Source organism: Planktothrix sp. PLAVEN19ND (genome assembly GCF_057220675.1).
Window position 1 is genome coordinate 5,276,524 of record NZ_CM170132.1, and the last position, 13,821, is coordinate 5,290,344.

General features: G+C 39.8%; 13 protein-coding genes. 10 read left to right on the top strand and 3 right to left on the bottom strand.

From position 1 onward, the window contains the following. The first annotated feature begins 11 nt into the window (after nt 1-11). Complete coding sequence (locus tag AC2D3N_RS22685) at nt 12-848, top strand: hypothetical protein (protein ID WP_484692233.1); 837 nt, start codon at nt 12-14, stop codon at nt 846-848. Further along, nucleotides 848-3,028, top strand: coding sequence for a hypothetical protein (locus AC2D3N_RS22690; RefSeq protein ID WP_484692234.1), 2,181 nt, complete (start codon nt 848-850; stop codon nt 3,026-3,028). The genes AC2D3N_RS22685 and AC2D3N_RS22690 overlap by 1 nt, the downstream gene beginning before the upstream one ends. Before the next feature lie 6 nt (nt 3,029-3,034). Here the strand turns inward: AC2D3N_RS22690 and AC2D3N_RS22695 are convergent, their stop codons facing one another. Together AC2D3N_RS22695 and AC2D3N_RS22700 are read right to left on the bottom strand one after the other, a co-directional pair. Then, complete coding sequence (locus tag AC2D3N_RS22695) at nt 3,035-4,198, bottom strand: hypothetical protein (RefSeq protein WP_484692235.1); 1,164 nt, start codon at nt 4,196-4,198, stop codon at nt 3,035-3,037. Nucleotides 4,199-4,211: 13 nt separating this feature from the next. Next, on the bottom strand, nt 4,212-4,685 hold the full coding sequence (locus AC2D3N_RS22700; RefSeq protein ID WP_484692236.1) for a hypothetical protein: 474 nt from the start codon (nt 4,683-4,685) through the stop codon (nt 4,212-4,214). Nucleotides 4,686-4,752: 67 nt separating this feature from the next. Between AC2D3N_RS22700 and AC2D3N_RS22705 the strand changes: the two genes are divergently transcribed. The 8 genes from AC2D3N_RS22705 (at nt 4,753) to AC2D3N_RS22740 (ending at nt 13,027) form a co-directional block, all read left to right on the top strand. After that, nucleotides 4,753-5,643 carry a hypothetical protein gene (locus tag AC2D3N_RS22705; protein WP_484692237.1) on the top strand — a complete coding sequence of 297 codons (891 nt, stop codon included), beginning with the start codon at nt 4,753-4,755 and terminating at the stop codon, nt 5,641-5,643. A 92-nt stretch (nt 5,644-5,735) separates the two neighbouring features. Beyond that, a complete protein-coding gene (locus tag AC2D3N_RS22710; protein ID WP_484692238.1) occupies nt 5,736-6,380 on the top strand; it encodes a hypothetical protein in 645 nt (214 codons plus the stop codon). A 5-nt stretch (nt 6,381-6,385) separates the two neighbouring features. Beyond that, nucleotides 6,386-6,595 (top strand): hypothetical protein, encoded by a 210-nt coding sequence (locus tag AC2D3N_RS22715; protein ID WP_484692239.1) that lies wholly within the window; start codon nt 6,386-6,388, stop codon nt 6,593-6,595. Further along, on the top strand, nt 6,583-6,957 hold the full coding sequence (locus AC2D3N_RS22720) for a hypothetical protein (RefSeq protein ID WP_484692240.1): 375 nt from the start codon (nt 6,583-6,585) through the stop codon (nt 6,955-6,957). The genes AC2D3N_RS22715 and AC2D3N_RS22720 overlap by 13 nt, the downstream gene beginning before the upstream one ends. Beyond that, nucleotides 6,957-7,433: a hypothetical protein gene (locus AC2D3N_RS22725; protein WP_484692241.1), complete on the top strand. Its 477-nt coding sequence runs from the start codon at nt 6,957-6,959 to the stop codon at nt 7,431-7,433. The genes AC2D3N_RS22720 and AC2D3N_RS22725 overlap by 1 nt, the downstream gene beginning before the upstream one ends. A 1-nt stretch (nt 7,434) precedes the next feature. Further along, a complete protein-coding gene (locus tag AC2D3N_RS22730) occupies nt 7,435-7,653 on the top strand; it encodes a hypothetical protein (protein ID WP_484692242.1) in 219 nt (72 codons plus the stop codon). 60 nt (nt 7,654-7,713) lie between these two features. Continuing rightward, nucleotides 7,714-7,977 carry a hypothetical protein gene (locus AC2D3N_RS22735; RefSeq protein ID WP_484692243.1) on the top strand — a complete coding sequence of 88 codons (264 nt, stop codon included), beginning with the start codon at nt 7,714-7,716 and terminating at the stop codon, nt 7,975-7,977. A gap of 733 nt (nt 7,978-8,710) precedes the next feature. After that, nucleotides 8,711-13,027 carry an amino acid adenylation domain-containing protein gene (locus AC2D3N_RS22740; RefSeq protein WP_484692244.1) on the top strand — a complete coding sequence of 1,439 codons (4,317 nt, stop codon included), beginning with the start codon at nt 8,711-8,713 and terminating at the stop codon, nt 13,025-13,027. A gap of 108 nt (nt 13,028-13,135) precedes the next feature. On the opposite strand, the gene AC2D3N_RS22745 is transcribed toward AC2D3N_RS22740, so the two are convergent. Further along, nucleotides 13,136-13,699, bottom strand: a complete 564-nt coding sequence (locus AC2D3N_RS22745) for an EF-hand domain-containing protein (protein WP_484692245.1) — start codon at nt 13,697-13,699, stop codon at nt 13,136-13,138. Between the last annotated feature and the right edge of the window lie 122 nt (nt 13,700-13,821).

Sequence of the window (13,821 nt, forward strand, 5' to 3'; positions counted from 1 at the left end):
AACATTGTACTATGGAAAACAAAACTTTGTTTGAAGGAGCTAATTCAAAGTCAACAAGAATTACAGGCTATGACAATGATAATTTTATTGAATTGTTTAACCCATTGTTGTTTCTGCAATCTAAAATTGATGCTATTAATCTTTTATATGAATGGGACTGCATCCTTAAAATAGAAGGATTCAGGCTTTTAATAGCCATTGAATCCCTCCCCGTGGCTCCATTCCCTGACATTTACCCAGAAGATGGAGCAGGGACAAGAAACAATAAACTTTTACAAACTGAATATCATAACCCTAATATAATTTTTAGATTGTTCAAATCTCAAGACGGAATCGAACACGAAACAGGAGATATTTACCTTCAGAATAAAGGAATGCAATATCATAAATCGTTAATCCGTCCCTATTTATGCGATGGGAACATCCCCGTTAAACTATGGGGGATTAACGATATTTTAAAATGCAGGTTAATTGATTCTGGGAGTGGGTTGTTAGGTCTCAACGATTATTTGCAAATTGAGATTGATTATTCTTATGTTATTAATGGCATAAGAAAAGTTGGAATAAATGTAACGCCGTTTAATTTTGCAAAAACAATTACACCAGCTTTTCCCCAATTATTGATCGGAGCTAACCAATCACGGGTTAAACTATCATTTAAAAATGAAGGCGAATCCCCGGTTAGTTTTGCCTTTGGTAATCAAGCTGATTGCATTAAAGGGGCTTGTCCACAGCTAAAGCCGGGGCAAACTTACAACGACGAAAGCGAGTGGAACTTTAAGCAGTCAGTTTGGGCTATTTCGCATGATCAATCCTCTCTTGTTTCTGGGATTGAGGGGAGTCTTTAATGGCAATGGCGAAAAAAGGTGGTAGTAGTTTTACCTCGGCAGAAAAAGGATCGGCCGGACAGTCAAAAAGCGGCTTGGGCGGTTCCGTGACCGTCGCTGATTATGGGGATGTAAGTGTTAAAGGGGTTGTTGATATTGATATATCCCCCTTGTCTGGGGATGTTAGTTATGACGTCTCTAGTAATGAATTGGGTGTATCAGGCGAGGTTAAAATTCCGGGCGGTGTCGTGGGGGTAGGTGGTGGCGTTGTGGTTGATTTGGACACGGGAGAGATTACAGGCGGCTCGGTTAGTTTAGGAATTGGGGGCGCTGATGTTGAGGTTTCAGTCTCTAAGTGTGAACAAACCCTGCAAGTTACTTATTGGGGTGTGGGTTTTGCGGTGAGCAAAGATACTTGTGAGGAACCGGAGCCCGACCCCGACCCCGACCCCGACCCCAATAATGATTTTTCATTGCCAGCCCCTCGCATATTTTCCCCCCCACCTGGTTATTCAGGTATGGTTTGCCCTGTCTCGTTAACGATAAGCAAACAGGTAGGATCATGGGCGTACACTAATACCTTGCCTCCTAATTCCGACTTTAACCCTTTTCCGTATGAATTAAAAAGCTATGATTATCTAATAAGTTTTACTACAACTACCAGCCAACAGGGTGCAGCCCCCCCCGGAATATTAAATGATTTGAACCCAGAAGAAAGATCGGGGGGTCAAGTAATCGGGATAGGGCCATCTTATATAGGTAGTATGATTTTATGGAGAAATAAACCACAGAATCGAATCTGGTATCCGGGGATGTCTTTTAATTATGAAAACGGCAACGCCACAGTATTTTCAGTAGGATTTGGCGCAATATTAAGATTATATCCTGAGCTTGGGAGATATGACAAAAACTATTATTTTTTAGAAGGGGAAAGCCCCCCACTAGCTAAAAAAACAGCAACTTGGTTTTATAGTCAATCTTCTAATGATTGTTATTATATTAATACTCCCAAAACAGATAAACCACGCCGACCTATACCCCCTGAAAAAATAATGTCTGAATGTTGTGATGCCTCTATTAGTTTAATGCGTAAAATCGCCAAGGTTTTGGCGGTTGATGAGATGTTGAAACCCTACAAAACCACGGGAGAAAAACTTGAAAAACTTGAAAAAGATATCGATAAAATGCTAGAGGAACCAAAAAAAGAGGTAGCGTTTCAAGATTATTTGCATCTAAATATATTTTTGTCTTTATTAAGCAATCGCAAAGTAGGATTAGCTGTTGGAGTTGATGAATTAGAGTTTGAGAAGGATCGGAAAAATCCGATTTTTCATTATTTAAGGTGGCTCAAGGAGTATAGCGAAGGGAAAACTTCTTTAGACTATCAACAATGGCTTGAAGCAAAAAATAAAGAGGAAGGATTAAAAGCATCAACTACTCAATTTAAATCGATTCCACAATTGATTTTAGCAGAACTTTATAACAGCAAAAATATTTCAGAAATTTTAAGAGCAGACAACTTGAAAAAAGAAGGGATGAAAATACCCAATGAACTTTTTGCCCCTAACGGGGTGGGAAGTACGGTAGTTTATGATTACCCAAATGTGCTTAAAAAGATTATACAGATATTGGATTTAAACACAGTATCACCGTTTACCGCAACTCTTAAAGATAGTGACCCGGCAAAAGAAGGTGATCAGGCAATGACAAAATATTATCCAGATGCAACATCAGCTTGCAAGGAAATTGTCGAACTTTTATTGGAAAATAAAATTGATAGTGCGACCCGATTAAATATCTTGATCCGACAATCCGTATTAGAAACTCAACAGCAAGTTGCAACACTGGAAACGCTATCAATCGTCTATACAATTATGTATGGTTTAGGGCTTCCATTTCATCAAAAAGGGAGCCATTTTATAGCCCCTTTTGATATTTCTCCTGATTCTCCCAAAAATAAAGCAACAAAGAAAAGATTGGGAGGAAAAGGCTTTGACCCCAAGGTTAATCCTAAAGACAAAGAAGAAGAAGCCAGAGTAGAAAGTGCGATGAATTCCCTGAACGAAAACAGGGAAAGTTCAACGGAAAAACTACTTCCCGACTTTTTGTCAACCGTACAGCAAGAGTATCTACATACTCATTTTTCTGATACTGGAGAATCTATTTGGTACTACATCATGAGTATTTTCATGAAGCTATAGGAATAATTAATAAGCTCCTCCCTTCATTACGGAGGAGTATTCTACGCACTCCGAGAAGGAATCCCAAAAATTCTCAAAAAATCCCTCTAAGAAACCTTTCAATTTTTTGTCTTCAACCGCTTCTATTTTTCCTTCTAAGTCTATTTCCGACTTGATTGACCAGCCCTTGTTCCCTTTATTTCCCCAATTGGCAATGCTATCTCCTATATTCCCGCCTCCCCATGCTGGAATGCTTCTTAAAATTTTCTTTGCAAACTCTGGAGATTTATTGTAAGCAGACCGTACAAGATGCCGAAATTCTTGATAAAGGTAGGTTATTCCTACCCCAAGAAAACACCGCACTCCGGTGTGCATAAATTCAGTCGCTGCGTCCTCAATCTCCTCCTTAATCTCGTCATCGCCAGTCGCGTGCATTAAAGCCAAGGTCGTTATGTCCATCTGTACCCTTGGTGGCTTACCCATGCCACTGAATTTGCCAGCAATAAAAGCCCCTGAAGCTCTCCCTAGAAATTCCCCTGCTGGTTCATACAAATTAGTAATCGCGTCATCTATTGCAGATTGATATTGTTCGTCACTCACCTGCCATTGAAAGTTGTAAATTTTAGGCGCAATTTTCGTGAATGCCAACAAAAAAGTACCAATGCTCCCCCCCGTCAAACTTAGGATGAACGGGGAAGACAATAAAGCTCCTACTCCCCCACTCACCCATCCTACAAAACCCCCAACAGTGGCAATTCCAGTGGCGACTAACGGAATACTTCCGAGCGCCCCTACAACCGCACTAATCCCCGCCCCCGCGACACCAACAATACCCGCCGCAGCAATGGAACCAGCTAACCAAGCCGCCGGATCATTTTCCTTAACCTCCCCCCAAATTTTTCCGATGGTTCCCCAATCACCTCTGGAAATCAATTGAAATAATTCGACTCCTCCGTTAATTACATTTTTTCCGAATTTCATGGCAGACCCAAAAAAATCCTTAACGGAACTTATGATTTTTGCTCCTTGTATTTTTGCTTGATAAAAAGAACTGCCAGAATCCTTTAAAAATTTCTGATATTTTTGAGTATGTTCATAATTAAAAAGTCCCGTCACACTTCTTTTCCAGGAATTACCTAATTCCCATAGTTCTATATTAAAATCATTCTCTTTAATTGCTGCTTCTGTCATATTTATTGTTTGATTATTTTTTACTTGGTGGTTTAGTTCTTTTTCCTGATAATTCAGTCGTTTTGTTTTCGGATTTTGTTGGATTATTAGGGGTCGAGGTTTCCCCTTCCTTAACTCTTGTTTTAAAAATTGCTTGCCCGTCTTCTAGCTCCACAAAGGTTGCTGTTCTATTTAATCTAATACAGATGGGAGTATCGCCTTTCTCCCAGCCAATTATTTTAACCTTTGGATCAAATTGAGCCGTCCGGTTAAACCCATCTTCCATTTGGTCTAAGTAGAGTTTCAACCCCTGATCATTTCCGGGTAATCCCAGGGCTTGCCGTACCCACATCCGAACTAATCCCCCAATCAATTGCCAGCGTTCTTTTTCGGCTGCTAATTGTGTTTGGAAATCGCTTTTGATTGCCTGCCTTTGTCCACTGAGATCGGCTGGCCGAGAACGCCTTCGGGTGTCTTTTTTTGTGTTAATCGCTCTAGGCTTAGCCATTTCTTGTAACTTAATCGCCTGATGAATTTTATTTAAGTTAGTCTAATTAGTCATCGCGTAACAATAAATGTCGCAATCGAAAAAAGGGAAATGGCGTGACCGCGCTATTGAAAAATTGAATAGAGCGGAGTCTCCGACGGTATTTCTTGGGGATGAGAATATTCAATCAGGGATTGAATCAGCAGACCAACCTCAATTTGATGTTTTTCAAGTTAAGCTCAAGGGGAAAGACGATCAGCCTATTATCATTAGTGGAAATACTTTAAACATTGAACTGCAAATATCGTTATTAAAAGCTGTAGATCAATTATTAGAAATTCGGGGGCTAGGAGGCGGCGCATCCGTTATGTCAGGGGGAGGATTAATTAAAAGAAAAGGACAGCCACAAGTTGTCCTCTGGTTTAAGGAATCTAGGGAAGATGTTGATCCTGAATTTTCCCCTGTTTACGGTCGGATCAGTTTTCGGATCATGGATAAAACCGATGATCCAAAAATAGAGAAATTAGATAAAATTACCCGAAATGATATTGAAAAAATTGCTAAAAAGATTAAGGAGTTATTTTTCTCAACCAAGAAAGATACTAACGGTAATTTTATAAATTATACATGGAAAAAGGGAAAAGAGCAGGTAATTTACCATGATTGGGAGAGAGGTTATCAATTACAGCTTTTATGCAAAAATAAATCTGATGGCATTGAATTAATAAAAAAAATTGTTGCTATTCAAAATCATGTATACGAGCCTAAATGGGTCAAGCATTCCGTCCCCGAAGATCCTATGGCTGCATATCCTACTATTCCTGAAAAAATCATAGTTCTTGGAGAGGAAAAAAAACGAGATAGGTTAAGACCTATTGCTGAGGTCGTTTTTAATCATGCCGAGTTATTATTAACCAATTGGAAGCAACCTATCGTATTAGTTAATCCTAATGGCGACATTCTGCCAAATCTCCCGTAAGGGTATATGCCCTTGGTAAAAAATATCTCTTTAAATTCGCTTGATTTGTCGTAGATACTGGCATCAAAGCAGAAAATTAGGAGTAAGTATTTATGGGACGTTTCAGCGATATTATGCGCGCCGATGAACTTAAAGCAGACAAAGACGCTTATGAGTTATGGCTTAAAAAAAGCAGGGCAGAAAAACAAACTGCGTATAAAGCGACGATTGATAAAACTACCAACAAACGTTCTAATATTGGCAAAGAACTAGGATATATTTTCCCATTTGGGATAGATCAATCGAAAAAAATTCTGTTATTAGTTAATCTCGTCAAGGCAGGAACAGCCCCATCCGATAAAGCGGAAACAGAAACTGCTTTAATCACAAAATTAACAACTGTCCTTTTTGGTGCAGATAAATATGCTTATGTCCCGCCTGCATCTGGGGCAGTCCTTCCGGCTGCTAGTAGCTTTATTGTTGATACTCGGGGTAAAAAAATTCAACCCGCCAAATGCAAATTAGTCGAAATTGGTGCTCCCGTTGCTGATGTTGTTTCTCGTTTTACGGGGCGACCTTACAGCTATCGCAAAAAAAATTCTATTAGCTGTAGTTTTGGTCAAAAAATTGGAACCGACACTGGTTACGAAGCGGCGCGAGAAGCAATCAGAAAAGCCCTAGAAACAGAGGATAAATATGCTACTTACTTTACCCACCAAGGGGACATTGACATTGCGGTAACTGCTGCTGCTCCTTAATTATAATGAATGAAATTGAAGACTCTTTAATTATTGTCCCTCAATACTTTGAGCCAGAATACGAACCTGAGATTGATTTTTTAAATGATCAAACTTATTCTTGGCTTTGGGGACAAATTAACACAGGGGAATATCTTGATTTAGTCAACGATACCACTGGAAATGTTCAGCGACATCTAAACGAATTTGAGCATAGTTTGAAATGCCGGATCTAAGTAACGATGCGCTATGGTATCCAGTCTATGAGGGAAGTACAAGTGTAACCGGACAACCAACACGAGAAAACAAAATTCCGTCTATCCCTTTAGTAATTCCTTTTATTAGTAGATATTTTAGGGCTTACGTCTCTACTTCTAATCAAAAATGGTATTACGGGGGGAGAATTACTTTAAATGTTGGTTCAATTAATACTCCTTCCCCCATTTACGCAACAAATAGAAAATTAATATTGCGTAAATGGGCTTTACTGGATTTCTCCCTAATAGAAGGCGCAAATTCTTCTCAGTTTCATTTATTTTATGAGCCGCCCTGGTGGTTTAGTGATGTGCAATTAGCCATTTACCAATACCAAGAATAATGTTACTCCCAACAAATTCTTACCCTCAATTTGCCTCCGATACTCATTTTGAAGAATTACTTTTAAGCCAATGTCGGAAGGTTTTTGAACTCCAACAAACCCAAGCTGATATTGACTTAATAGAAATTTCTTCTAACGACAAAGAGAAATGGACAACTGTTACCTTGAACTGTAAAGGGAAAATCGTTGATGGTGAAATCGTTGCCGTCAATCCTTTTAATTTTACCCTTGACCCCGGCTTGGGTGTTTATCCCCTGGGACGAGCTAACTTAATTGATTCAATTTTTCATCTGTTTGTGTTCCTTGGTCAGCAAGAGGATAAATTAATCCCCGTTGATGGGGACAAATACGTTGATTGGAGTATTGCTAAAGGTGATGCTGTTTGGGATGAATTTGACATCACCATGTCATTGACAGAATTTCAATTAACTTTTGATTATTCCAACTATTCTTCTAAGGCAAAGCCTTATCTATAAAATGGACGCTCAAATTGCAAAATTACTATTTGATTACGGATTACTAGGGGTGATATCCTGGTTCCTCGGACAGATTGCAAGAGACCTAGTTTTGAAGGCTGAAAAATATATTCTTCAGGAGCAACAGGAGCTCGAAGCCGAAATGAAGAATGTATCCAGCAAGCTTGATAAAATCATCATTCTACTGTCTCGGATGGTCGGAACAACCGGGATTGACTAGCATATCTTTAAACACGAGGCATCTATAAATAGAATCAATTTTACTTACCCTTGTGCCCCTATGCCTGAACATGAAGAATTGCCTTTAGAAGAAAGAAGCTGGACAGAAGTTAGATGTTTTAATATTCCGGTGAACAGAGAAATGCTTAACCCTAACGGGTTTACTAGGAAATTAACCTGTGTATTAAAAAGCGAGTGTCCAAGATTGAAGCCGTCCAAGGTGCGATTGGTCAAGTTCGACAAAGATTATGTTGTGAGTCGCCTCAACAAAATCATGTCGCAGCTTGAGACTGACAAAAAAGGCATTAACGATCTATTGCAATAGCAAAAACCGCAACGTTGCGGTTTTTCGTTTCTATCCAATTTCTATCCAAAATTTCAAAAATGACCGCTAAATGAACGGCAGGGTTAGGTTCTGGAGTTCAAGAACGTCTTTATTCATTCGACCGAATATTGAGGCGTCTCCCCCATGGGAATTGATGAATAGCCAAGGGATTCAAAAACCAAAGCCAACGCTGTTTCACTCATGGCTACAACGCAATGATGTTGACATCCGCCCCGCCGTAAACGGACGGGGATTCCTCACCACGCCACCTTTTTAGGATGGTCGCTGAACGGGGTTGACGCTTCGCGCTTCGCGCAGGCTTCGCCAACGCAGACTGTTGCTACTTTAAAAGTAGTCTTACACTGTCTCCACGTCCGTTTTAAGTCTCGGAATGCCCTCCCGCGACCTGAGTTTAACCTCGTTCACTAAGTTAAACTTTTTGTTTAATTTGTTAATTAATGCGTTCAAGGTTGGATTTACCATTGCCTTACATCCGCTTCCCCAGTTTCTCATCTCAACCCCACAGGACTTTCAACCTTGTTATTTATTTCGGAGTATCTTTGATTCGGGCGGGTCTTTTCACAACCACTAATATGCTAACAGAAAACCACAGTAATTCGGTAGTTTTGTTATTTATCTTAATAAAACCTCGTCCTTCTAGGACGAGGTTTTAAACCCATTTTTCTGATAAAATGCCGGGAGTTCTCATCAATTTTCAGAGGGAGTGGCAGATATGGCACGGTTTGAATTCCAAAATAGAACCCAGGAGGCAAATTATCCAAAAGATCAATGTATTCATCACTTATTTGAAGCTCAAACCCAAGTTAACGGTGAGCGGATAGCGGTAGATTTTTTTGACCAGCAAATCACTTATCAAGAACTGAATTTCCGAGCTAATCAGTTAGCAAATTACTTACGACATCAAGGAGTCAAACCGGAAGTTTTAGTGGGCATTTGTTTAGAGCGATCGCACTCTACAGTAATTGGACTTTTAGCTATTCTGAAAGCAGGAGGAGCTTACGTTCCTTTAGACCCCAGTTATCCCCAAGAGCGCCTGGCTTACATGGTAGAAGATGCCCAATTATCAATAATATTAACTCAGAAAAATTTAATCAAAATTTTTATTAATTCCAGTATAGAATATCATATTAAAGTTATTTGTATTGACGAGAATTGGGAAGAAATTGATCAATACAGTAAAGACAATCCGATTAGCGAAGTAACTCCTCAAAATTTAGCTTATACCATCTATACTTCTGGCTCTACGGGTAAACCTAAAGGCGTGCAGATTGAGCATCAATCTGTTGTCAACTTTTTAATGTCTATGAGTCGAGAGCCCGGAATGACAGCAACAGATATTCTACTAGCTGTCACGACCCTATCTTTTGATATTGCTGGATTAGAGATTTATTTACCCCTAATCGTCGGTGCGCGTTTAGTGATAGTCAGTCGAGAAGTTGCGGCCGATGGAACCCAATTGATCGAGGAATTAGAGCGATCGCGTGCTACAGTTATGCAAGCAACTCCCGCCACTTGGCAAATGTTACTCGCAGCCGGTTGGCCAGGAAATCCACAACTAAAAGTTCTCTGTGGTGGCGAAGCATTAACCCAAAAACTCGCGACTCAATTATTAGAAAAAGTGGGCTCCCTGTGGAATCTGTACGGCCCCACTGAAACCACTATTTGGTCAACGATTTACCCCGTAAAATCAGCTAACGAAAAAATTTCTATTGGACAGCCCATTGCTAATACTCAAATTTATATTTTACAGCAAAATCCGCTTTCTCCAGAAGATTTTTGCAGACCTATTCCTATCGGTGAAGTGGGAGAATTATTGATAGGTGGGGATGGTGTAGCCAGAGGTTATCTCAATCAACCCAAACTCACCGCAGATAAATTTATTTTAGATCCATTTAGTCAGAAAAAAGGTGCTCGTCTTTATAAAACAGGAGATTTAGCTCGCTTTCTCCCAGATGGTAATATCGAGTATATCGGACGCAGAGATCATCAAGTTAAGATTCGCGGCTTCCGCATCGAAACGGGGGAAATTGAAACACTATTACTTCAGCATTCTAGGGTTAGAGAAGCCATCGTCATTGCCAGGGAAGGAGCCAACGGGGACAAACGCTTAGTGGCTTATGTGGTTCCCCGTCCAGAAACCCAAGCCTTATCGGAACCCATTTCCGTTAACGACTCCCATACCGAACAAACTGCCCAATGGCAGAAAATCTGGAACGACGCTTATAGTCAGTCTGCTACTGAAGTAGAAGAAGATCCAACCTTTAATATTAGTGGATGGAACAACAGTTATACAGGTTTGCCAGTTCCCGCCGCAGAAATTCGCGAATGGGTTGAACATACAGTGGCCCGGATTCTCTCATTAAAACCCCAGCGTTTATTGGAAATTGGTTGTGGTACAGGATTATTACTATTTAGAATTGCTCCCTACTGCACCCATTATTGTGGTACAGACATTACTGAAGCATCAATATCTTATATTCAGGAACAACTCAAGAAGCAAAAACAGAATGGGTCAGTCAGTCTTTATCAAAGAGCAGCCGATCATTTAGAAGGAATAGAAACGGAAAACTTTGATACTGTAGTGATCAATTCCGTGATTCAATATTTCCCTAGTATTAATTATTTAGTCCAAGTTTTAGAAGGTCTGGTGCAACGACTAAAACCCGGTAGCTCGATCTTCATCGGTGATGTGCGGAGTTTGCCCTTATTACCAGCTTTCCATACTTCTGTGCAGTTGTATCAAGCTCCCGAATCATTATCTACAGCACAACTTCAAAAACGCATCCAAAAACGCATCAACCAAGAAAAAGGACTGGTCATCGATCCAGCATTTTTTATCGCGCTTAAGCATCATTTACCACAGATTATTGATGTAGAAATTCAAATTAAACGTGGGCGTTATCCTAATGAATTGGTGCGCTTTCGTTATGATGTTATTTTACGAATAGGAACCCAAGTCATACCGAAAATTAATCATCCTTGGCTGAATTGGAATCAAGACGGATTAACATTAGTAAAATTACGGCAAATTCTAGCCGAAACTCAACCTGCAATTTTAGGCATCCGTCACATTCCCAATGCTCGGATTTTTGCTGATGTGAAAGCGCAAGAATTACTAACTAGCAGCAATTGTCCGCAAAGTGTGGGAGAACTGCGTAAATTACTACAACAAATGACTCCAGACGTGATCGAACCCGAGGATATTTGGGCATTAAGTCAAGAACTCCCTTATTCAATCAATCTTAACGGGTCAGATGAGGGAAAAAATGGCTGTTTTGATGTGCTGTTTAAGCGTCAGGGAGAAGTATTTTCTAGTGAATTGAATCATAAGATAGAAAATAGTTTCTTTTTCAAACCTTGGATTGCTTATGCAAATAACCCCGTACAGGAAGATAGCACCCAGAAATTTATTCCCCAGTTGCGCAGTTTCTTGAAAGAAAAACTAGCGGATTACATGATTCCCTCTAATTTTGTAATCATGGATAGTCTGCCACTAACACCTAATGGAAAGGTGGATAGGCGATCGCTTCCTGCACCTAATGAAAGCAGACCCGTTTTAGAATCACCCTTTATACCGCCACAAAATTCCGTTCAAGAAAAACTAGCTGAAATCTGGGCGCAGGTCTTAGGAATTGAGCCAGTCGGAATTTATGATAACTTCTTTGAATTAGGCGGTCATTCATTATTAACTGCCCAAATCCTTCACCAAGTTCGCGAGTTTTTCGGGGTAGAATTACCGCTGCTTTACTTCTTTGAAAATCCTACCATTACTGGTATGGAAGAAACTATTAAGAGTATCGAGAAATCTGGTGCAATCCGTCCCATCAAAAGTATAGATTTATCAGCCGAAGTCGTATTAGATGATGGCATTTATCCACCGGAAAACTCTACAGAGCTAGTGAGGGAAGCGGATCACATTTTCTTGACTGGGGCTACCGGATTTTTAGGGGCTTTTTTGCTGCAACAGTTACTACAGCAAACTTCAGCCAAGATTTACTGTTTAGTTCGTGCTATCCATGGGCAAGAAGGTCAGCAGAAAATTCAAAAAAACTTGGAACAGTATATATTATGGGATGACACTTTTCAGGCTAGAATTATTCCCATTTTGGGAGATTTATCTCAGCCACTTTTGGGATTATCCAAGTCCGAGTTTCACCAGTTAGCCAGGGAAATTGATGTAATATATCATAACGGAGCTTTGGTTAATTTAATTTATCCCTATTCAGCATTAAAGGCGACTAATGTACGAGGGACTCAAGAAGTCTTGAGATTAGCCAGCCAAATTAAACTCAAACCGGTTCATTATATCTCAACTTTAGCTATCTTTGAGTCAGATACTTATGCAGGGAAACAGGGAATCAAAGAAGATGATAGCATTGAAGAAAGTCAAGGTCTTGATGAGGGTTATGCTCAAAGTAAATGGGTAGCTGAAAAAGTAATCAAAATTGCCCAATCGCGAGGAATTCCTATTAGCATCTACCGACCGGGAATGGTCACAGGACATAGCGAAACGGGTTTGACCAATACCAATGATCTTATGTCCCGCCTGTTAAAAAGTTTTATCCTATTAAGAAATGCTCCTCAGTTAGATTTGATGATGGATATGACCCCTGTAGATTATGTCAGTAGTGCTATTGTTTATATATCAAAACAACAAGAATCTATCGGTAAAACGTTCCACTTAGTTAATCCTCAGCCTTTACACTTGAGCAGTCTAATTAAAGAAATTAACTCTCTGGGATATTCTATTGGGCAAATTCCCTATCAAGATTGGCAATCAGAAATCCTAGAAGTTGTCAAGCATTTAACAGATAATTCCCTCAGCCCCTTATTACCGCTTGTGGTTGAAAAGATGCCCGGAAAGCCATTAACCTATTTAGAGACATCTTCAATGGCATCTCAATCGTTTGATTACCAAAACACCCTCAATGCTCTGGGGGAAACATCTATTATTTGTGCCCCCGTCAATACTCAATTACTTAATGTATACTTTTCATATTTTAAACGAAGCGGTTTTATCAAAGATTAGGATATTTAAATTGCTGGCTCAGATTAAATCGTAGAGTTGGAGAGGTTGTAGGCTAGAACAGTTGTTGGTGGGGAGGCTAAAGATAATTCCCCACAATCATGGCGTGCATTACCCCACAGAACCCCAAAACCAGTTGCCTACAGCACCGTCGTCTTTTTCAGTGAGAAATTCTCTCTTAGCAGAAACAAACTCCTTTTTAGAGAGAATACCGTCCTGGTCGATATCAAGTTTGGAGAAGACAAAGGCTGATTTTTCAGCATCTAGGTCAAACACACTGAAAAAGAGACGATGCTCCTGTTGTGAGATGTGACCATCACCGTCTAAGTCAATAATGTCAAACAAAGTCTCTATTAAAGGGTCGTTGTAATCTGGATTTGAAACCGCTTTTTCTATGCTTTGACAAAATTCTTCAGGACTAACCTTACCATCTTCATCCAAATCCGCTTTAGACCAAAAATTCTCCCAAACATTAAGCCACTTAAACAACAAATCTTTGTGAATTTCTGAACCTAAATCCGCGCTACGGAGCTTGGCAAATCTCTCGGCAAAGATCTTAGCATCTTCTTTGCTAATGAAGCCCGAATTATCTGCATCCAGACAGTGAAAGTGATGCAGTAACTTTTTTCTATGATATTCGCTTAACAATGCTTTTCCCTTTTGCTTAATTAACATACCTAGATTACCATAGAGGAGACAATTAGAGTACAATAGCATCTGTCAAAAAGTAAATTCTCGAAAAATCCGAGAGGTAATTTATGAGCAATATCAAATTTACTCATTCTAGTGGGAGTATT